This window comes from Kumtagia sp. (assembly GCF_059502445.1).
In genome coordinates, this window is record NZ_JCACER010000030.1 from 1 (window position 1) to 20874 (window position 20874).

Annotated in this window: 21 protein-coding genes; 13 read left to right on the plus strand and 8 right to left on the minus strand. The window is 66.4% G+C overall.

Going from position 1 to position 20874, the window contains the following annotated elements:
• The first annotated feature begins 168 nt into the window (after positions 1-168).
• Positions 169-1305 carry an extracellular solute-binding protein gene (locus tag AC5JDC_RS12625; RefSeq protein WP_495841656.1) on the plus strand — a complete coding sequence of 379 codons (1137 nt, stop codon included), beginning with the start codon at positions 169-171 and terminating at the stop codon, positions 1303-1305.
• A gap of 90 nt (positions 1306-1395) precedes the next feature.
• On the opposite strand, the gene AC5JDC_RS12630 is transcribed toward AC5JDC_RS12625, so the two are convergent.
• Genes AC5JDC_RS12630 through AC5JDC_RS12645 form a run of 4 tightly spaced genes read right to left on the minus strand, consistent with a single transcriptional unit; the run spans position 1396 to position 3666 of the window.
• On the minus strand, positions 1396-1683 hold the full coding sequence (locus tag AC5JDC_RS12630; protein ID WP_495841657.1) for an addiction module antidote protein: 288 nt from the start codon (positions 1681-1683) through the stop codon (positions 1396-1398).
• Entirely contained in the window at positions 1684-1971 is a 288-nt protein-coding gene (locus tag AC5JDC_RS12635) for a type II toxin-antitoxin system RelE/ParE family toxin (protein WP_106773877.1), read from the minus strand.
• Between the two features lie 34 nt (positions 1972-2005).
• Positions 2006-2842 carry an amidohydrolase family protein gene (locus AC5JDC_RS12640; protein ID WP_495841658.1) on the minus strand — a complete coding sequence of 279 codons (837 nt, stop codon included), beginning with the start codon at positions 2840-2842 and terminating at the stop codon, positions 2006-2008.
• 38 nt (positions 2843-2880) lie between these two features.
• Positions 2881-3666 (minus strand): IclR family transcriptional regulator, encoded by a 786-nt coding sequence (locus AC5JDC_RS12645; RefSeq protein WP_106773875.1) that lies wholly within the window; start codon positions 3664-3666, stop codon positions 2881-2883.
• 171 nt (positions 3667-3837) lie between these two features.
• Here AC5JDC_RS12645 and AC5JDC_RS12650 point away from each other — a divergent pair, with 171 nt between their 5' ends.
• From AC5JDC_RS12650 to AC5JDC_RS12705, 12 genes are all read left to right on the plus strand, one after another.
• Positions 3838-5154 carry an ABC transporter substrate-binding protein gene (locus AC5JDC_RS12650; protein ID WP_495841659.1) on the plus strand — a complete coding sequence of 439 codons (1317 nt, stop codon included), beginning with the start codon at positions 3838-3840 and terminating at the stop codon, positions 5152-5154.
• Between the two features lie 321 nt (positions 5155-5475).
• Complete coding sequence (locus AC5JDC_RS12655; RefSeq protein WP_495841660.1) at positions 5476-6372, plus strand: carbohydrate ABC transporter permease; 897 nt, start codon at positions 5476-5478, stop codon at positions 6370-6372.
• A 1-nt stretch (position 6373) separates the two neighbouring features.
• The gene (locus tag AC5JDC_RS12660; RefSeq protein WP_106773872.1) at positions 6374-7240 is read left to right on the plus strand and encodes a carbohydrate ABC transporter permease; all 867 of its coding nucleotides are present in this window, start codon (positions 6374-6376) and stop codon (positions 7238-7240) included.
• A gap of 161 nt (positions 7241-7401) precedes the next feature.
• Complete coding sequence (locus AC5JDC_RS12665; protein ID WP_495841661.1) at positions 7402-8499, plus strand: ABC transporter ATP-binding protein; 1098 nt, start codon at positions 7402-7404, stop codon at positions 8497-8499.
• A gap of 12 nt (positions 8500-8511) precedes the next feature.
• The gene (locus AC5JDC_RS12670; protein ID WP_495841662.1) at positions 8512-9633 is read left to right on the plus strand and encodes a mandelate racemase/muconate lactonizing enzyme family protein; all 1122 of its coding nucleotides are present in this window, start codon (positions 8512-8514) and stop codon (positions 9631-9633) included.
• Positions 9634-9635: 2 nt separating this feature from the next.
• Complete coding sequence (locus tag AC5JDC_RS12675) at positions 9636-9965, plus strand: L-rhamnose mutarotase (protein ID WP_495841663.1); 330 nt, start codon at positions 9636-9638, stop codon at positions 9963-9965.
• Positions 9966-10211: 246 nt separating this feature from the next.
• Positions 10212-11279 carry a Gfo/Idh/MocA family protein gene (locus AC5JDC_RS12680; RefSeq protein WP_495841664.1) on the plus strand — a complete coding sequence of 356 codons (1068 nt, stop codon included), beginning with the start codon at positions 10212-10214 and terminating at the stop codon, positions 11277-11279.
• Between the two features lies 1 nt (position 11280).
• On the plus strand, positions 11281-11742 hold the full coding sequence (locus tag AC5JDC_RS12685) for a MaoC/PaaZ C-terminal domain-containing protein (RefSeq protein WP_495841665.1): 462 nt from the start codon (positions 11281-11283) through the stop codon (positions 11740-11742).
• Between the two features lie 12 nt (positions 11743-11754).
• Positions 11755-12486, plus strand: a complete 732-nt coding sequence (locus AC5JDC_RS12690; RefSeq protein ID WP_495841666.1) for an SDR family oxidoreductase — start codon at positions 11755-11757, stop codon at positions 12484-12486.
• 91 nt (positions 12487-12577) lie between these two features.
• Positions 12578-13423: a fumarylacetoacetate hydrolase family protein gene (locus AC5JDC_RS12695; RefSeq protein WP_495841667.1), complete on the plus strand. Its 846-nt coding sequence runs from the start codon at positions 12578-12580 to the stop codon at positions 13421-13423.
• Positions 13424-13521: 98 nt separating this feature from the next.
• On the plus strand, positions 13522-14805 hold the full coding sequence (locus AC5JDC_RS12700; RefSeq protein WP_495841668.1) for an L-fuconate dehydratase: 1284 nt from the start codon (positions 13522-13524) through the stop codon (positions 14803-14805).
• A gap of 547 nt (positions 14806-15352) precedes the next feature.
• A complete protein-coding gene (locus AC5JDC_RS12705) occupies positions 15353-16201 on the plus strand; it encodes a hypothetical protein (protein ID WP_495841669.1) in 849 nt (282 codons plus the stop codon).
• Between the two features lie 7 nt (positions 16202-16208).
• On the opposite strand, the gene AC5JDC_RS12710 is transcribed toward AC5JDC_RS12705, so the two are convergent.
• From AC5JDC_RS12710 to AC5JDC_RS12725, 4 genes are all read right to left on the minus strand, one after another.
• A complete protein-coding gene (locus tag AC5JDC_RS12710) occupies positions 16209-17366 on the minus strand; it encodes a fumarylacetoacetate hydrolase family protein (RefSeq protein ID WP_495841670.1) in 1158 nt (385 codons plus the stop codon).
• A 180-nt stretch (positions 17367-17546) separates the two neighbouring features.
• Positions 17547-17993 (minus strand): GNAT family N-acetyltransferase, encoded by a 447-nt coding sequence (locus AC5JDC_RS12715; RefSeq protein ID WP_495841671.1) that lies wholly within the window; start codon positions 17991-17993, stop codon positions 17547-17549.
• A 340-nt stretch (positions 17994-18333) separates the two neighbouring features.
• Positions 18334-19269, minus strand: a complete 936-nt coding sequence (kce, locus tag AC5JDC_RS12720) for a 3,5-dioxohexanoate:acetyl-CoA acetone transferase (protein ID WP_495841672.1) — start codon at positions 19267-19269, stop codon at positions 18334-18336.
• 10 nt (positions 19270-19279) lie between these two features.
• Positions 19280-20644, minus strand: coding sequence for an aminotransferase family protein (locus tag AC5JDC_RS12725; RefSeq protein WP_495841673.1), 1365 nt, complete (start codon positions 20642-20644; stop codon positions 19280-19282).
• Positions 20645-20874: the final 230 nt, after the last annotated feature.

Genomic DNA, 20874 nt, shown 5'->3' on the forward strand with positions numbered 1-20874 from the left:
GCCCCCTCCACCACGCTTCGCGTGGTCCCCCTCCCCCGTAAACGGGGGAGGATCCAGGGCGTGCCGGCGGCTCCGCTGCGGCTCCTCCCCTGCGAAGCGGGGGAGGGGGACCACGCGAAGCGTGGTGGAGGGGGCGGCTAGCAATGAATCCTTCTCAAGGCGCGCGTCATGACCATCCTCAAAGGCATGACCTGGAGCCATCCGCGCGGCTACGACCCGATGGTCGCCTGCTCGGCGCTGTGGAAGGACAGGACCGGCGTCGCCGTCGAATGGGACAAGCGCTCGCTGCAGGACTTCGAATCCTTCCCGGTCGAGGAGTTGGCGCGCGCCTACGACCTGATCGTCATAGACCATCCGCATGTCGGTCAGATCACCGCGGAAGGCTGCCTGGCGCCGCTCGACGTGGCGGGGCGCGAGACCGAGCGTGACGCGCTTGCGCAAGGCAGCGTCGGCCGGTCCTTTCCCAGCTATATGTGGCAAGGCCGGCAATGGGCTTTTCCGATCGACGCGGCGGCGCAGGTGCAGGCCTGGCGGCCTGATGCGCTGGCCGCGGCGCCGGCCTTATGGGCGGAAGCGCTCGATCTCGCCCGGCAAGGCCGGGTGCTCCTGCCGCTCCGGCCGCCGCACACCTTGATGTGCTTCTTCACGCTGTCCGCCAATCTCGGCCGGCCGTGCGCGGCGACGGGGCCGGGCGACCTGATCGGCAGCGACGGCGGCGAACAGGTGTTCGAGCTGTTGCGCGAGATGGCGGCGCTGGTCGACCCGGCCTGCTTCGACATGGATCCGATCGCCGTGTCCGAACAGATGGCGGAGCCGGGCTCGAAAATAATCTGCGCGCCGCTGATCTACGGCTATGTCAGCTACGCCATGGATGGTTTTCGGCCGAACCGCCTGGCCTTCGCCGACATTCCCGTCGCCGGCGGCGAGGGCCCGGTCGGCTCGGCGCTAGGCGGCACCGGCATCGCCGTCTCGTCCTTTTCCACGGCAAGGGACGCGGCCATCGACTTCGCCTATTGGGTGGCGAGTGGGGAAGTGCAGCGCGGGCTCTATGCCGCATCCGGCGGTCAGCCGGGCCACGCCGCGGGCTGGGAGGACGAGGCGGTCAACGCCGCCACCGGCGGCTTCTACAAAGACACCCGCGCCACGCTGGAGGGCGCCTGGGTGCGCCCCCGCCACGACGGCTACATGGGTTTCCAGCAGGCCGCCTCCGACCGCATCAATGCAGGGCTGAAGGATAGGCATGCCGCCGGCGCGGTCGTGGATGACCTCAACCGGCTGTTCCGGGAGAGTTTTGCCAAGGGGTAGGGCCGCTTGAACGAAGCGGAACGCAACGGCGCAAGGCTATTGCGCCGAGGCAACGGCGTCAGCAGAACAAAAGTGACCTATCCAGGTCCGCTACTCGGCGGCGAGAGTGGAACTCTTGATGCCGAGCCGCTTCAATATGTCCAGCAGCGTGTTGACGTCGGGATTCTGGTCGTCGGCAAGCGCCGCATAGAGCGCTTCGCGCGGTACGCCGGCCTCTTCAGCGATGCTGGTCATGCCACGCGCGCGAGCGACAACACCGACCGCGTGGGCAATGTAGACCGCATCGCCGGTTCCCATCGCATCGGCAAGCAATTCGCGCTGCGATTGGTCGTCGTCGAGGTAGCGCGAACTGTCGAACGGATAGGTCTTGAGCGGCATTCATTTCTCCTTGGCGAGCTGAAGCGCGCGTCGGATATCACGGTGTTGCGTGGACTTGTCTCCACCGCAAAGCAGGATGATGAGTCTACTCCCGTGTCGGATGAAGTAAAGGCGGTAGCCCGGCCCGTGATCGATGCGCATCTCGCCAATGCCGTCGAAATATTTGACGTCGCCCAGCAGGCCGGCTCGCGCCCTGTCTATTCGTTGCAGAATACGCTGTCTGGCGCGAATGTCGGCGAGATCGCCCAGCCAGGCCATGAACTCGGCTGTCTGGACGATCTCGAACATCGGGAAAACCGCCTTCCTACGTTGAAACCTGCCGCTACAGCCGCCAGATCCTCCGCGCATTGCCCGAAAGCAGCTTCGCCTTCTCTTCCACGCTGGCGCCGGCGACCAGCGCGTGCGTCGCGGCCAGCCAGGTGGACAGGCCGCCGCCCAGCGTGCAGACCGGCCAATCGCTGCCCCACACCACCCGGTCCCAGCCGAACACGCCGATCGTGTGCTCGACATAGGGGCGCAGCGTCTCGACCGTCCAGCTTTCGGGATCGGCATAGGCGACGACGCCGGAGATCTTTCCGACCACGTTCGGGCGCCTGGCGATCTCGGTCATATGCTCGCGCCAGGGATGCTCGGCGCCGCCCTTGATGTCGGGGACACCGCAATGGTCGAGCACGAACTGCACGTCGGGCGCCAGGTCGATCAGCGCGATCGCCTTGGGTATCTGGTGCGGCAGCACGCAGAGATCGAAGGTCAGTCCGGTCCCCTTCAGCCTCCCGATGTTTTCCCGGAACAGCGCGCCCTCGGAAAGGTCGTCCGGTACGACGTGCAGCACGCGGCGAAAGCCCTTGACGAACAGCGTCTCGCGCGCCCGCTCCAGATATTCGGCGAAGCCCGGGTCCTCCGGCCTGCAGGCGGCGATGGCGCCGCGCAAAAGGCTGCCGGGCTTGCGCGCCTTGCGCGCCACATAGGCCGTCTCCGCCTCGATGTCGGCCGGGTCGACGTCGACCTCCATGTGCAGCGTGTCGGAGATGCCGCCGCGCCGCGCCTCGCGGGCGTAGTCCTCGTAGGAGAAGTCGCGGTCGAGCGCCGGCGTGCTCTTCAGCCAGGGATAGCTCAGGGCCCCGCGGTCGACGATGTGCAGATGCGTGTCGATGATCATGTGGTTCCTCCCGGCGGATCGTTGACGGGTGCGCGGCGTCAGCCCGTGTGCTTCACGTCCGAGCCGGCAAGCTGCGACAGCTTCTCCGCCGTCGCCAGCACCAGTTCGATCGTCTGCGTGATATCGGGCGCCGACGGCTGGTTGACCAGCGTGATGTAGGGGATCGTCAGCGCCGCGATCGCCCGCTCGTCCGGCCCCAGCACCGGCGCCGACAGGTTGTAGACGCCGGCCGTCTGCAGGCTCGCCATCATCTCGTAGCCGCGGTCGCGGATCTGGTCGAGGCGGTCGTAGAACGCCTGCGGCTGCGCCGGCTTCTCGGTGCTGCGCAAATGCTCGGCGATCATCATCTGCCGCTCCTCCGGCGAGCGGAAGGCGAGCAGCACGTGGCCCGATCCGGTGTCGAACAGGCTGATATGCGAGCCGACGCGGATCGAGATGCCCCAGTAGCCGGGCGCCTCTTGCTGGGCGATGACGACGGCCGAGCCGCGGTCGAACACGACGAGCTGGTTGGCCTGCCGCGACGTCTCGGCCAGCTCGCGCATCAGCGGCGTGGCGTAGGAGACCAGCCGCCGCACCGGCGCGTGCAGCTGCGCCAGCCCGAACAGCTTCAGGGTCAGAGAATAGCGGTCGCCGTCCGGCTTGGTGACGTAGCCGCGCCTCACCAGCCGGTCGAGCATGCGGTAGAATTCGTTGGGACTGCGGCCGAGCCGCTTGGCGATCTCCGCCTGGGTGAGCCCGCCGTCGACGCCGGCGAGCAGTTCGAGGATGTCCAGCCCCTTGTCCAGCGCCGGCGCGCGGTAGCGGTCCGAATCGTCTTCTTCCACGGCGGCTCTCCCTCCCCGGTGAATACTGGCCTGCATATGCGCAGAACGCAATCCGGCGGCCGACTTTGCGCTTGACCGATCCATGAAAATAATCTTTGTATATGAATGAAGAATTCGTCAACGGGTGCTTGTTGGTTTCGCGGGCTGGAGGCCCGCCTTCGGGAGGATCGGATGAAAAGACTGCTTTCCGGCGTATCCGCCGGTGTCATCGCATTGGCGTTCGGCGGCGTCGCCTTCGCCCAGGAGCTTCCGGGCAAGTTCGAGGGCGTCACCATCGACGCCAAGCTCATCGGCGGCCAGCAATACGAGGCGCTCTACGCGCGCATCGCCGAGTGGGAGAAGGCGACCGGCGCCAAGGTCAACGTCGTCTCCAAGAAGAACCATTTCGAGCTCGACAAGGAGATCAAGTCCGACATCGCCACCGGTTCGCTCTCCTGGTGCGTCGGCTCCAACCACTCGTCCTTCGCGCCGCAATATCCGGACATCTACGCCGATCTGTCGGCGCTGCTGCCGAAGGCCGAGATCGACGCCTTCGTGCCGGCCAACATCGCCGCCTCGACGCTGGGCGGCAAGCTGGTGATGCTGCCGCGCGCCCAGTTCGACGTGTCGGCGCTCTATTACCAGAAGAGCCTCTACGCCGACGAGGCGAAGAAGGCCGCCTACAAGGAGAAGACCGGCGCCGAGCTGACGCCGCCCGACACCTGGGAGGAGGTGGCCCGGCAGGCCGAGTTCTTCGCCGCGCCGCCGGATTTCTACGGCACCCAGTTCGCCGGCAAGGAAGAGGCGATCAACGGCCGCTTCTACGAGATGCTGGTGGCCGAGGGTGGCGAATATCTCGACGCCGACGGCAAGCCCGCCTTCAATTCCGAGGCCGGCGTGCGGGCGCTCGACTGGTTCGTCAACCTCTACAAGGCCAAGGCGGTGCCCGCCGGCACCACCAACTACCTGTGGGACGACCTCGGCCAGGGTTTTGCCTCCGGCACCGTCGCCCTCAACCTCGACTGGCCGGGCTGGGCTGGCTTCTTCAACGATCCGAAGTCGTCCAAGGTCGCGGGCAATGTCGGCGTGAAGGTGCAGCCCAAGGGCTCGTCCGGCAAGCGCACCGGCTGGTCCGGCCATCACGGCTTCTCGGTGACCGAGAGCTGCGCCAGCAAGGAGGCGGCCGCGTCGCTCGTCTGGTGGCTCACCAACGAGGACAGCCAGAAGCTGGAGGCCGCCGCCGGGCCGTTGCCGACCCGCACCGCCGTGTGGGAGTGGGACATCGCCCAGGCGTCCGGCGACGCCTACAAGACCGAGGTGCTGAAGGCCTTCCAGGAAGCAGCGCAGAATGCCTTCCCGGTTCCGCAGACCGCCTCGTGGATCGAGATCTCCAACGCCGTCTATCCCGAACTGCAGGCCGCCATCCTCGGCGACAAGACGTCGAAGGAAGCGCTCGACGCCGCTGCCGAAAAGGCGACCGCGATCCTGGAGGACGCGGGCGAGCTGTAAAGGAAATGGGGTGGGGCGGCTTCGCCGCCCCAAGTGGTGGAGGGTACCCCCACCCCTAGCCCCTCCCCTCAAGGGGGAGGGGACTGACTGGCATCTGCGCTTGGCGCCAATCGTCGATGGTTTCGCATGGCATGGCGGCCGCACAGTCCCCCTCCCCCTTGTGGGGAGGGGTTAGGGGTGGGGGTACGGGGCGCCGGAGTTCGTGCCGTGTGCCATATGCGATAACCCCGATGGCCACGGGGAGAGATGCCCGGCAGGGTAGTGAGGGGCGGCGCGGTATCTTCCGGATTGCATGGGCCGCAAAGAAAGAAAACGAAGCCAATGAAACTCCCGCGGCCTTCCGCCCCGACCCTGCTCCTGCTGCCGGCCTTCATCGTGCTGGCGGCGGTGGTGGTTGTGCCGCTGCTTTTGTCGCTGTGGTCGAGCTTCACGCCGTTCCGCCTGACCCGGCCGGACTCGATCTGGACCTTCATCGGCCTCCGCAACTACGCCAATTTGCTCGCCGACTGGCAGTTCTGGGTCGCCTTCGGGCGCACCGTGCTGCTGCTCACCATTGCGCTCAACCTGGAAATGCTGCTCGGCCTCGGCCTGGCGGTGCTGGTGGAAAAGGCCTCGCGCGGCCAGCGGGTCCTGCGCACCATCATGATGGTTCCCATGATGTTCTCGCCGATCCTGGTCGGCTTCCAGTTCAAGTTCATGTTCAACGACAATATCGGCCTGGTGAACAACGCCCTGCAGGCGCTCGGGCTGACCGACCGCGCCATCCCCTGGCTGATCGACGGCAATCTCGCCTTCATCGCCATCCTCGTCGCCGAGGTCTGGCTGTCGACCGCCGTCTTCGCCATCTTCATCCTCGCCGGGCTGATGGCGATGCCTCGGGAGCCGATGGAAGCGGCGCGCGTCGACGGCTGCACGCCCTGGCAGACGTTTCGCTACGTCACCTGGCCGTTCGTCATGCCCTTCGCCTTCATCGCCATGACCATCCGTTCGCTCGACATCGCGCGCGCCTACGACATCGTCAAGATCATGACCGACGGCGGCCCGGCCAAGCGCACGGAGCTGTTGTGGACGCTGATCGCCCGCACCGGCTATGCCGATTCGCGCATGGGCATGGCCAACGCCATGTCCTATTTCGCCATCATCCTGTCGATCGTCTTCACCTTCTATTTCTTCCGCAAGCTGGCGGCCGCCCGCCAGCAGATCGGCGCGGAGTGGTGAGATGAACGAGAACGCCGCCCACCGCCTGAAGCGCCGCGCGCTTTCCATCGGCCACTCGGTCGGCCTGTTCCTGGCCATGGCGGTCATCTGCCTGCCGGGCCTGTGGATCGTGCTGTCGTCGCTAAGGCCCACCGTCGAGATCCTGGCGAAGCCGCCGGTGTGGATCCCGCAGGAGATCTCCTTCGACGCCTATGTCGCCATGTTCTCCGGCGTCGGCCAGGGCGGCATCCCGGTGCTCGACTATTTCCGCAACTCGATCGTGATTTCGGTCACTTCGACCGTCATCGCGCTCGCCATCGGCATGGCCGGCGGTTATGCCTTCGCCCGCTACCGCTTCAAGGGCAAGTCCGGCATATTCCTCGGCTTCATGCTGACCCGCACCGTGCCCGGCATCGCCCTGTCGCTGCCGCTGTTCTTCGTCTTCGCCCGTCTCGGCATCATCGACACGCATTTCGGCCTGATCCTCGCCTACGTGGCGCTCAACGTGCCCTTCACCATCTGGCTGATCGACGGCTTCTTCCGCCAGGTGCCGAAGGATCTGGCGGAAGCCGCGCAGATCGACGGCTGCACGCGCTGGCAGGCGTTCTGGCAGGTCGAGTTCCCGCTGGCGCGCCCCGGCATCGCCTCGGCCGGCATCTTCGCCTTCCTCACATCCTGGAACGAGTTCGCGCTCGCCTCCCAGCTCACCCGCTCGACGGCGTCGAAGACGCTGCCGGTCGGTCTGCTCGACTACACGGCCGAGTTCACCATAGACTGGCGCGGCATGTGCGCGCTCGCGGTCGTCATGATCGTGCCGGCGCTGACGCTCACCTTCATCGTGCAGAAACACCTCGTCTCCGGCCTGACCTCGGGTGCGGTGAAGGGGTGATGATGAGCGAGCACGTCAAACCACCCCCACCCCTTACCCCTCCCCACAAGGGGGAGGGGGATTCTGGGGCGTTGACGCCCCCCTCCCCCTTGTGGGGAGGGGTAAGGGGTGGGGGTGGGTTCACGCTGCTCCGGCCGAACTCGGATCAATAGGACTCGATCATGGCCACCGTAACCCTGCGAAAACTCGAAAAACGCTACGGCGCCACCCCGGTCGTGCACGGCATCGACCTGGAGGTCGCCGACCGCGAGTTCATCGCACTGGTCGGCCCGTCCGGCTGCGGCAAGTCGACGACGCTTCGGATGATCGCGGGGCTGGAGGATATTTCCGGCGGCGAGATCAGGATCGGCGGGCGCACCGTCAACGACCTGCCGCCGCGCTCGCGCAACATCTCCATGGTGTTCCAGTCCTATGCGCTCTACCCGCACATGACGGTGCGCGAGAACATGGGGTTCTCGCTGAAGATCGCCGGGCGCCCGCAGGCCGAGATCGACAAGGCGGTCGCCGAGGCGGCTTCCATGCTGAGCCTCGAGCAATTGCTGGAGCGCCGTCCGTCGCAGCTTTCCGGCGGCCAGCGCCAGCGCGTCGCCATGGGCCGCGCCATCGTGCGGCGGCCGGAGGTCTTCCTGTTCGACGAGCCGCTGTCGAACCTCGACGCGAAACTGCGCAGCCAGGTGCGCACCGAGATCAAGAAGCTGCACGCCCGCATGCAGACAACCATGGTCTACGTCACCCACGACCAGGTGGAGGCGATGACGCTGTCTGACCGCATCGTCATCATGCGCGACGGCCATATCGAGCAGGTCGGCACACCGGAGGAGGTGTTCCGCCGCCCGGCCACCCGCTTCGTCGCCGGCTTCATCGGATCGCCGCCGATGAATTTGCAGGAGGCGCTCGTCTATGACGGGGCGCTCGCCTTCTCCGGCGGCGCGACGCTGCCCATCCCGCCGGAGTTCCGCAATCATGTTTCGGCCGGCCAGAAGGTGGTGTTCGGCCTGCGCCCCGACGACATCTTTCCGGCCGGCCACGGCCTGCATTCCGGCGACGCGGCGGCGGTGCACACGGTCGACCTGCCGATCGCGATCACCGAGCCGCTCGGCAACGAGACGCTCGTCTTCGCCGACTTCGACGGCAGGGAATGGGTCTCGCGCATGCTGAACCCGAAGCCGCTTCGGCCCGGCGAAAAAATCGCCATGAGCCTTGATCTCGGCCGGGCGCATCTGTTCGATGCCGGTACCGGCAGGACGCTGCGGAAATAAGGAGGAGGACCGATGGCGAGGATCGAGAAGGTCGAGCTGCGCATGGTGGACCTAAAGCCCAAGGTCAAGCGCACCGACGCCATCCAGAGCTTCGTTTCCCAGGAAACGCCGATCGTCACCATCACCGATGCCGACGGGGCGACCGGCACCGGCTATTCCTACACCATCGGCACCGGCGGCTCGTCGGTGATGCGGCTGCTCGCCGACCATCTCGCCCCGCGCATCATCGGCCGCGACGCCGACCAGATCGAGGCGATCTGGCACGAGCTGGAATTCGCCACCCACGCCACGACCATCGGCGCCCTCACGGCGATCGCGCTGGCGGCGATCGACACCGCGCTTTGGGACCTGCGCGCCAAAAAACTCGGCCTGCCGCTGTGGAAGCTTGCCGGCGGCGCACGCGACCGCGTGCCGCTCTACACCACCGAAGGCGGCTGGCTGCATATCGAGCCGCAGGCGCTGGTCGACGACGCCGTGCAGGCCAAGGAGAAGGGTTTTCGCGGGTCCAAGGTGAAGATCGGCAAGCCGCACGGCGCCGAGGACTTTTCCCGCCTCTCCGCCGTGCGCAAGGCGGTCGGCGACGGCTACGAGATCATGACCGACTGCAACCAGGGTTTTGCCGTGGACGAGGCGATCCGCCGGGCCGAGCGGCTGCGCGAGCTCGACCTCGCCTGGATCGAGGAGCCGCTGCCGGCCGACGACCTCGACGGCCATATCAGGCTGAACCGCTCGACCGCGACGCCCATCGCTGTCGGCGAGTCGCTCTATTCGATCCGGCATTTCCGCGAATACATGCAGAAGGGCGGCTGCTCGATCGTGCAGGTCGACGTCGGCCGCATCGGCGGCATCACGCCGTGGCTCAAGGTCGCGCACGCGGCGGAAGCCTTCGACATGCCGGTCTGCCCGCATTTCCTGATGGAGCTGCATGTCAGCCTGGTCTGCGCGGTGCAGAACGGCAAATATGTGGAGTACATTCCGCAGATCGATGATCTTACGGGCAAGCACATGCAGATCGTCGACGGTCAGGCGATCGCCCCTTCGGAGCCCGGCATCGGCATCGACTGGAACTGGGACGCGGTCAGGGGCATGAGCATCGCCGAGTTCACCAGAGAGATCACGGCAGGGGAGGCCTGACGATGCAGCGCATGGGTTTGGTTCTCGGCATCAAGCCGGAGCACATAGCCGAATACAAACGGCTGCACGCGGACGTATGGCCCTCGGTGCTGGCCAAGATCGCCGACTGCAACATCCGCAACTACTCGATTTTCCTGCGCGAGCCCGAGAACCTGATGTTCGCCTATTTCGAGTACCACGGCAGCGATTTCGCCGCCGATTCCGCCAGGATGGCCGCCGATCCCGAGACGCAGCGCTGGTGGGCAATCAACATGCCGCTCCAGGCCCCGCTCGACACCCGCAAGGAGGGCGAGTGGTGGGCCGGCATGGAAGAGGTGTTTCATGTGGATTGAGCGCCGCCTCTCCCTCCCCCTTGAGGTGAGGGTGGCCGCGAAGCGGCCGGGTGGGGTCGCCGCGGCAGTGCGCGGCGCCCCTTCCTGCACCGCCGAATCAGAAGGTCGGCGCGCGGCCGCACCAACCCCCTCTGGCCGCTACGCGGCCATCTCCCCCTCAAGGGGGGAGAGGAGGTTGACGTCCGGCCGCTCGGACCCCACCCGGCCCTTCGGGCCACCCTCCCCTCAAGGGGGAGGGAATGCGCGATGACCTTCTCCCCATCCTCCCTCGCCCAGTCCTGGCCCGCTCCCTCCAACCCGCGCCCGATCGTCACCTTCGGCGCCGGCTCGATCGTCGGGGACGCGCACTTCCCGGCCTATCGCAAGGCCGGCTTTCCCGTCGCCGGCCTCTATGATCCGGACATCGCCAAGGCCGAGAAGCTGGCTGGTGAATGGGGTGTCAAGGCCTACCGCAACCCGGAAGAGGCGGCGTCGGTCGAAGGCGCCATCTTCGACCTCGCCACGCCGCCGCAGTTCCACGCCCCCGTCCTGAAAGCCCTGCCCGACGGCGCGCCGGCGCTGATCCAGAAGCCGATGGGCGCCGACCTCGCCGGCGCAACCGAAATCCTGAAAATTTGCCGGCAAAAGAAGCTCGTTGCCGCCGTCAATTTCCAGCTCCGCTTCGCACCGATGATGCTGGCGCTGAAGGATGCGATCGCAAAGGACTGGCTGGGCAAGGTGGTCGATTTCGACGCCTGGCTGGCGCTCGACACGCCGTGGCAGCTCTGGGAGTTTCTCTTGAAGGCGCCGCGGGTCGAGCTGGCGCTGCATTCGATCCATTACCTCGACCTGATCCGGCAGCTGCTCGGCGATCCGAAGGGCGTGCACGCCAAGACGCTCGGGCACCCGAATCACGCGATCGCCCAGACCCGCACCAGCGCCATCCTCGACTATGGCGATACGGTGCGCTGCGCGCTGTCGATCAACCACGACCACAAGTTCGGCCGAAAGTACCAGGCCTGCGAGTTCCGCGTCTGCGGGACCGAAGGAGCCGCCTATCTGAAGCTCGGCGTCAATCTCGACTATCCCCGTGGCGAGCCGGACATTCTCGAGATCTATCCCAAGGGCGGCGACGGCTGGGTGTCGGTGCCGCTGCAGGGCGCCTGGTTCCCGGATGCCTTCGTCGGCCGCATGGCCAATCTGCAGCGTTTCATGGCCGGCGAGGATGCCGAACTGGTGAGCTCGGTCGAGGACGCCTGGAACACCATGGCGCTGGTCGAGGCCGCCTACCAATCCAGCGCCGCGCCCGCCACGCCGCTTGCCACAAGGCCCTGACATGGAACAGACCACCTATTTCGAGGAGTACGAGATCGGCTTCTCGCGCACGACCTTCGGGCGCACCATCACCGAGACCGACTTCGTCGTGCATGCCGGCCATACCGGCGACTTCTTCCCGCACCACATGGACGCCGAGTTCATGAAGACGACGCCGTTCGGCCAGCGCATCGCCCATGGCACCATGGTGTTTTCGATCGGCGTCGGGCTGACGGCGAGCGTCGTCAATCCGGTCGCCTTCTCCTACGGCTATGACCGGCTGCGCTTCATCCGTCCGGTGTTCATCGGCGACACGATCAAGACCCGCGCCACCATCTCGGCCAAGGAGGACGATCCCAGGCGTCCGGACGCCGGCCGGGTCATCGAGCGCGTCGAGGTCTTGAACCAGCGCGACGAGGTGGTGCTGGCGGCCGATCACATCTATGTCGTCGAGCGGCGGCCGGTCGGCGCCAGCAAGGATTGAAAGGGAACTTCCATGGCAAACCTCGAGGGAAAGACCGTTCTGCTGACGGCAGCCGCGCAGGGCATCGGCAAGGCGAGCGCGCTCGCTTTCGCGCGCGCCGGCGCCATGGTCCACGCGACCGACATCAACGAAGCCGCGCTGGCCGGGCTGCGCGGACAGGAGGGCATCGCGACGCGCAAGCTCGACGTGCTCGACGAGGCGGCGGTGAATGCCGCGGTGGCCGAGATCGGCCGCGTCGATGTGCTGTTCAACTGCGCCGGCTTCGTCCATGCCGGCTCGATCCTGGAGATGAAGGACGGCGACCTCGAATTCGCCTGGGATCTCAACGTCAAGGCGATGGTGCGCACCATCCGCGCCGTGCTGCCGGGCATGCTGGAGCGCGGCGACGGCGCCATCATCAACATGGCATCGGTGGCCTCCAGCATGAAGGGCGTGCCCAACCGCTTCGCCTACGGCGTCACCAAGGCGGCGGTGATCGGGCTGACCAAGGCGGTGGCCGCCGACTATGTCGGAAAAGGCATCCGCTGCAACGCCATCTGCCCCGGCACGGTGGAAAGCCCGTCGCTGCAGGACCGGCTGCGCGCCCAGGGCGACTACGACGCGGCCCGCGCCGCCTTCATCGCCCGCCAGCCGATCGGGCGCATGGGCACGCCGGAGGAAATCGCCGATCTCGCCGTCTATCTGGCCGGCGCCACCTACACGACCGGCCAGGCCTATGCCATAGACGGCGGCTGGACGATCTGAGAGCCGGCCGGAACTCGCGAAAACGGCTCGATTTCCGTCGTCTTTTTGCGAATTTTGCACCAGTTCTGAACCGAAAACCGGGAGACAATCGATGAAATTCATTCGTTTTGGAGAGGCAGGGCGCGAGAAGCCCGGCGTGATCGACGCCGACGGCAACATCCGCGACCTGTCCGGCCATGTGCTCGACCTCGCCGGCAGCGAGCTCGACCCGGCCTCGCTCGCGGCGCTCGGCAAGATCGATCCGGCCTCGCTGCCGCTGGTCTCCGGCAATCCGCGCATCGGCCCCTGCGTCGCCGGCACCGGAAAATTCATCTGCATCGGCCTCAATTATTCCGACCATGCCGCCGAGACCGGCGCCACGGTGCCGCCGGAGCCGATCATCTTCATGAAGGCGACCTCGGCGATCGTCGGCCCCAACGACGATGTGCTGATCCCGCGCGGCTCGCAGAAGACCGACTGGGAGGTCGAGCTCGGCGTCGTCATCGGCAAGACCGCCAAATACGTCAGCGAGGACGAGGCGCTCGACTACGTCGCCGGCTACTGCACGGCGCATGACGTGTCGGAGCGGGCGTTCCAGACCGAGCGGCACGGCCAGTGGACCAAGGGCAAGAGCTGCGACACCTTCGGCCCGATCGGCCCGTGGCTGGTCACCAAGGACGAGGTGCCGGACCCGCAGAACCTGCCGATGTGGCTGACGGTCAACGGCCAGACCATGCAGAACGGCTCGACCAAAACCATGGTCTACGGGGTGAAGTACCTGGTCTCCTACCTCAGCCAGTTCATGAGCCTGCAGCCCGGCGACGTCATCTCGACCGGCACGCCGCCCGGCGTCGGCATGGGCCTGAAGCCGCCGCGCTATCTCAAGGCCGGCGACGTCGTCGAGCTCGGCATCGAGGGGCTCGGCACGCAGAAGCAGACTTTTGTCGCTGATGCCTGAAGGCAGTGGGCAGTAGGCAATAGGCAGCAGGCTACCGCGCGCTGCCGCCAATTCTTCCCTACTGCCTATCTGCCTATTGCCTACTGCCTGGAGTTCCCATGACCCGCATCACCGGCCTTCGCACCCACGATTTGCGCTTTCCGACCTCGCAAAGCCTGGACGGCTCGGATGCGATGAACCCCGATCCGGACTATTCGGCCGCCTATGTGGTGCTGGAGACGGATGGCGGGCTGGAGGGGCACGGGCTGACCTTCACCATTGGGCGCGGCAACGACATCTGCTGCCGCGCCATCGAGGCGATGCGGCATCTGGTGGTCGGCTTGGAGCTGGACTGGATCCGCGAGGACCCCGGCCGGTTCTGGCGGCATGTGACCGGCGACAGCCAGCTGCGCTGGATCGGCCCGGACAAGGGCGCCATGCACCTCGCCACCGGCGCGGTCGTCAACGCGGTCTGGGACCTGCTCGCCAGGCAGGCCGGCAAGCCGGTGTGGCGGCTGGTCGCCGAGATGAGCCCGGAGGAGATCGTCAGGATCGTCGACTTCCGCTATCTCACCGACGCGATCACGCCGGAGGAGGCGCTAGAAATCCTGCGGCGCGCCGAGGCGGGCAAGGCCGGGCGCATCGCCCTGCTCGAGCGCGAGGGTTATGCCTGCTACACCACCTCGGCCGGCTGGCTCGGCTATTCCGACGAAAAACTGCGGCGGCTCTGCCAGGAGGCCGTCGACGCCGGCTTCACGCATGTGAAGATGAAGGTCGGCCGCGACCTCGACGACGACATCCGCCGGCTGACCATCGCCCGCGAGGTGCTCGGCCCGGATCGCTTCATGATGATCGACGCCAACCAGGTATGGGAGGTCGACCAGGCGATCGACTGGGTGAACAGGCTTTCCTTCGCAAAACCCTATTTCATCGAGGAGCCGACCAGCCCCGACGACGTCGCCGGCCACAAAAAGATCCGCGAGGCGGTGGCGCCGGTGAAGGTGGCGACCGGCGAGATGTGCCAGAACCGCATCGTCTTCAAGCAGATGATCGCCGGCGGCGCGATCGACGTGGTGCAGATCGACGCCTGCCGCATGGGCGGCCTCAACGAGGTGCTGTCGGTGCTGCTGATGGCGGCGAAATACGGCCTGCCGGTGTGGCCGCATGCCGGCGGCGTGGGTCTCTGCGAATACGTCCAGCACCTGTCGATGATCGACTTTGTCGCCGTGTCGGGCAGCAAGGACGGCCGCGTCATCGAATATGTCGACCATTTGCACGAGCATTTCGTCGAGCCCTGCGTGATCGACAACGCCGCCTACATGCCGCCGAAGCTGCCGGGGTTTTCGATCGAGATGAAGCCGGAGTCGATTGCCGCGTATGAGTTCAGGCCGAAGACGGTTTGATCCGTCGGCTCAAGGGACGTCGCTCTCCGCCCAGCCCCCTCATTCTAAACAGGGGCCAGATTTGCACTTCCGCAATTGGTGGGAAGCGGGCGCTCCGGAACACAGCTAAAGCATGTCGCCCGAACGTGGGAACCGGTGCCACGCGCTTTAGAGCATTCACTCATATGACCCGCTGAAAAGCTTTAACGGGTTCAAAAATGTTACGAGCCGGCAGTCGGCATTTTGGCCGATGTCTGAAAATTGATAATTGAGGCAGAAATCAGAAGCGACAAATGCCATGACTAGGTAAGTGGCTGTCAGGAGAGCAAAAAGTGCGCTCCACTTCCACGCAGTAGCCGTTCTTGGTCGCATTTTCCCCCCTGTTGTCTACGATCCAGCCGGGTAGTCCTTGATCTCCTTCGCGTCTCACCCGTCAATCAAACCGGCAAGCAGCGACGAGCGTCGGTTCTTTGTATTCACGTTTGATTATCGGAATTGCGATACGACGTTTAGGCCGTCTGTCCGAGCGATCGGCTCGGCGTGGAATGCACCTTGAGACGCCACGGCCATGCAGATCTCATCGCAGCTGATCCATATCCCGCAAGCCATCGTCACCAAAACTTCGTACTCCGCTTTGGCGGCGGGGCTGACCATGTCGGCGACGGACAGGGACGAGCCGGTTATCAGACCCGGCGCGCCTGCCGACCCCAGTCCGACCGAATATGACGAATCCGGAGCTTTCGGCGCTGCAGCCGCGCCGGCGAACGAGTTCGGCGCCTTGAAGACCGTCGGCGAGAAGCCCGTGGATGTCCCGATGCAAGCCGGCAAGGCCAGCTACCAAGAGCTCTATGAGGAGTATCGCAACTTCATAGGCTCCGTGGTGGAGGCCGACCGCGCGGGCGGAGATTCGACGTTCAAGCGCGGCTTCGTGCCCGCCGGCATGACGCAAGAGGCCGCGATGGCGATGGGCGACTACGACTACATGTGGGCGCTCGAAGACGAGATGAAGGCGGCGTTGCGCCGGGATCCGGAGTGGCAGGCGCAGTCGCGGCTCGCACAGCAGGAGGCGACTTACGGCGAGACGGGACGCACGACGTCGGACGCCCTCGAGCGCTTGCAGAAAGCGTTGCCCCATCTGAATACGGGCGTCATACTCAACTCCGCCGAGTATCTGTCGGAACGGCGCGCCGCCCTGTCCGGCGATGACGCCTTCCAGGTGAGCAGCGAGCGCAACGCGCTCGAGTTGAAGCGCCAGCTCCGCTACGTCAACGACATCATTCAGGGAATGAAGGATGTCAGCCGGGTGGAGGGCGACATCCTGAAGACGAACGATGACGGCAGCTATGAGCTTGGCGCCTTCTCGATCTATTTCAGGGATCGCCTCGTCGTCACCTCGACGGACGCAGCTTCCCTCTAGCGCTCCCTCAGATCAGCCCAGCCTTCGCCAGATCCCGCATCAGCCGGCTGGCGCCGTAGGTCCAGGGCGGGCATTCGGTCGACAGTTTTACCCGGTTCGTCAGCGCGCCGAGCGTCTCGGTGGAAATGGTGACGATGTCGCCGCCCTTGTGGGTAAAACCCTTGCCGGCTTCGCCGCGGTCCTTGGACGGCACGAACATGGTGCCGAGATAGAGCGCCATGCCGTCGGGATACTGATGGTGCGTGCCCATGGCGGCGGCGACCAGCTCCTCCGGCGAGCGGCTGATCTCGGCCATCGAGCTCGCGCCCTCGAGCGCGAAGCCGTCGTCGCCGGTCACCGACAGGCTGACCTTGGCCTGCTTCACGTCGGCGAGCGAGAAGGTGTCGTCGAACAGCCGGATGAAGGGGCCGAGCGCGGCCGAGGCATTGTTGTCCTTGGCCTTGCCGAGCAGCAGCGCCGAGCGGCCCTCGACGTCGCGCAGATTGACGTCGTTGCCGAGCGCGGCGCCGACGATGCGGCCCCTGCTCGAGGCGATGACGGCGATCTCCGGCTCCGGATTGTTCCAGGTGGAGATCGGGTGCAGGCCGACATCGGCGCCGAAGCCGACCGAGGCCAAGGGCTGGCATTTGGTGAAGATCTCGGCGTCGGGGCCGATGCCGACCTCCAGATATTGCGACCAGGCGCCGCGCGCGATCAGCTTCAGCTTGCAGGCCATCGCTTCCGGCGAGCCGGGCTTCAGCCTGGAGAGATCGTCGCCGATCAGCTCGGCGATGTCGGCGCGGATGCCCGCCGCCCGCTCCGGGTTGCCGCGCGCCTGCTCCTCGATGACGCGCTCCAGCAGGCTGACCACGAAGGTGACGCCGGACGCCTTCACCGCCTGCAGGTCGACGGGCGACAGCAGATGCGGCCGGCCGGCGTCGCGCTTCGCCTGAAAGCTGTTTTCGGCGATGGCCGCGAGCGTGCCGATCGGGCGGCCTGCCGCGCGGCCGACATAGCCGGCCGGATCGTCCATCTCGCAGATGTCGCGCACGGTCGGCGCCTCGCGCGAGGTGATGTCGACGACGGCGTCGCCGCGCACGGTGACGACGAGCGGATGGGCCGTGCCCGGCGCCGCCGCCCGGCCGACAAAGGCGCCCTCGTTGGGGAGTTGCAGCAGCTCGGTCATGGGTTCCTCCGTCAGGTGCTTCGGCCGTGTCGCGCGGCGCATACCCCAGTTCGGCCGCCAAGGCGAGGGCCTGGACGAGCAATCCATGCCGCGGCGTGACCGCGCCGGCCGCCCAGCCGGGAGGCTCGGAATGGAGCGGCCGGGAAAGCGGCGCACAGGCGGCGCGGGCGCCGCAGGCTTTCATGTCTGCTTCCCGGTCCTCTTCAGGGTCCCGCCCGGCGGGCTGTCGGCGGCGGCGAGATTGAGAAAGGCCTCGCCATAGGCCGCATGGATTTGTTCCGTATCCGAAACGGTGATGTCGATGCGTGTATAGAAGGCCTGCGCGGCGCTGTTCTGGACGTCGACGGAAAGCCGCAGATACGAGCCGCCACGGTCGCGGGTGATCGCCGCGACCCGCCGCAGCAGCTTCGCGCCGACGCCGAGGCCGCGAAACGCATCGTCGACGAAGAGATCCTGCACATAGGCGCCGGGCCGGCCCTGCCAGGTCGAGAAGCTGCGGAAGAACAGGCACATGCCGGCATAGGAGCCGTCCACCTCGGCGATGACGGCCTCGAAATGCGGATCGGGGCCGAAGCCGTATTCGACGAGGTCGGCGACCGTGCAGCGGACCTTGTCCACCCCGTCCATGACACGGGCAATTCCGAGGACGGAGGAGTGGATCCGTTCCGCATCCGCAACGGTGGCCGGACGGATGAGGATTCTTTGGACGGTCGAACGATCCTTGTTCATGGCCGGACGCCCAGGCACCGCATCCGAGGGCATCCCTTCGCACCCCCCTCTGGCCTGCCGGCCATCTCCCCCGCAAGGGGGGAGATTGGCAGCTTCAGGCTCGCCGCCCGATCTCCAGCGCTTGTGATTGGCGAAACGAAAACGGCCGGCTGATCTCCCCCCTTGCGGGGGAGATGGCCGGTAGGCCAGAGGGGGGTGCGAAGGGAAACAAGCATAGTCATTGCCGCGTCGTCAAAACTCAAAACGCCACCTTGTCGCCGCCCTTGAGCGCCAGCATCGCCCGCGCCTCTTCAGGTGTCGCCACCTCCAGCGACAGTCCTTCGAGGATGGCGCGGATGCGCTTCACCTGGTCGGCGTTGGAGCGGGCGAGCCCGCGGCCGTCGTACAGGCTGTCCTCCAGCCCGACACGGACGTTGCCGCCCATCGCCGCCGCCATGGTGATCAGCGGCATCTGGGCGCGGCCGGCCGCCAGCACGGAGAAGCGGTAGTCGTCGCCGAACAGCTTGTCGGCGATCCGCTTCATATGGGCGAGATTGTCGGGATCGGCGCCGATGCCGCCGAGGATGCCCAGCACGAACTGGATGAAGAAGGGGGGCTCGACGAGGCCGCGATCGCGGACATGCGCGAGCGAATAGAGATGGCCGACGTCGTAGCACTCGAATTCGAAGCGTGTGCCGAAGCCTTTCCCCAGCCGCTCGAGAATGGTCTCGATGTCGGCAAAAGTGTTCTTGAAGATGGTGGAGCGGGTCGCTTCCAAAAGCGTCGGTTCCCACTCGTGCTGCCATTCGCGCGGGCGGTCGAGCATCGGGAACAGCGCGAAGTTCATCGAGCCCATGTTCAGCGAGCACATTTCCGGCTGGGCTTGCGTGGCGGCGGCGAGCCGCTCGTCCAGGCTCATCAGCGAGGAGCCGCCGGTCGAGATGTTGATGACCGCGTCGGTCGCCTGCTTGATGCGCGGCAGGAACTGCATGAACACGGCCGGGTCGGCGGTCGGCCGGCCGTCCCGCGGATCGCGGGCGTGCAGGTGCAGGATCGCCGCGCCGGCTTCCGCCGCGGCGATCGCCTCGGCCGCGATCTGGTCCGGCGTCACCGGCAGGTGGGGCGACATGGACGGCGTGTGCACGGAGCCGGTGACGGCGCAGGTGATGACGACTTTTCTGGCTTGCTTCGCCACGCTTCCCTCCTCAGCCGGCAACGGGCAGATCGCGGGCGACCGCCCCTATGGCGTCGCCGAGGATCGACACGATCTCGGCGATGTCGGTGCGCGTGACGATCAGCGGCGGCGCGACCATGGTGTAGTCGCCCTGCACGCCGCCCTTCACCCGCCTGGAATAGACGATCAGGCCGCGCTCATAGGCGGCGTCGAGCACCCGCTGGCCGATCTTCCAGTCCGCCGGCAGCGGCGCGAAGGTCTCGCGGTCGGCATATTCGATCGCCGTCAGCAGTCCCTTGCCGCGCACGTCGGCAATGAGGGGGAAGCGCGCGGCCAGGCCGCGCAGCCCGTCCATCAGCAGCTCACCCATGGCCACCGCGTTGTCGATCAGCCCGAGGCGGTCCATCTCGCCGATGATCGCCAGCCCGGCGGCGCAGGCGAGCGGGTTGCCTGCATAGGTATGGCCGTGCTGGAAGCCGCCCATCTTCAGCACCGGCTCGACGATGCGCCGTGGCGCGGCGAGCGCGCCGAGCGGAGCGTAGCCGGAGCCGATGCCCTTCGACAGCGAGACGATGTCCGGCCGGCAGTGCCAGTGGTCGCCGCCGAGCAGCTTTCCGGTGCGGCCGATGCCGCTCATCACCTCGTCATGGATGAGCAGGATGCCGTGGCGGTCGCAGATCTCGCGGATGCGCGGATAATAGCTGTCGGGCGCCACCAGCGCGCCGGTCGCCGCGCCGCCGATCGGCTCCATGATGAAGGCCAGAACGCTTTCCGGTCCTTCGGCGACGATCCTTTCCTCAAGCATGTCGGCATAGCGCAGTCCGCGCTCCTCCATCGAAAGATTGTCGCGGTCGCGATAGGCGGTCGGCGCCGGCACGGTCGGCATCATGCGGATCTGCCCGGCGAAGCTGTCGGTCAAAAACCCATCGCCGGTGACGGCGAGCGAGCCGTAGGTGCCGCCGTGATAGGAGGGCATGCGGGCGATCACCTTCCAGCGGCCGCCCTGGCCGGTGGCGACCGCCCATTGCCTTGCCAGTTTTATGCAGCTTTCCACCGCCTCCGAGCCGCCGGAGACGAAGAAGATGCGGTCGAGCCCGGCCGGCAGCCGCTCGGCCAGGGTGGTGGCCAGTTGCTCCGCCGGCTCGTTCTCGAAATGCAGGCGGTAGGCGAAGGTGGTTTTTTCCATCTGCCGGCGCATCGCTTCCAGTACCGCGGGATTGCCGTAGCCGAGATTGACCGCCACCGGCCCGCTGGAGCCGTCGATGAAGCGGCGCCCGTCCCGTGTCCAGACATGGATGCCCTCGGCGCGCTCGACCACCGGCCGGCGCAGGCTGGCCAGGTAGAAGAGGTTGGAGGGGCGGGGGGTGATGGCTTCCTCGCGCGGGCTGATGCTCATGAACTGCGGACCTGCTTTCGATGACCCCGGTAAGCCCCCTCTCCGCCTCGCTTCGCTCGGCACCGCTCCCCCGCATGGCGGGGGCGAGGAACCGCCGCCGGAAGGCCGGTGCTCGTCCAGCTTGGGTACCTCGCCCCCACGAAGTGGGGGAGAGGTACCGAGCGAAGCGAGGCGGAGAGGGGGTTAACCGGGGCTCTCCTTGGCCAAGCTATTTCAAAGCCCTTGCTTCT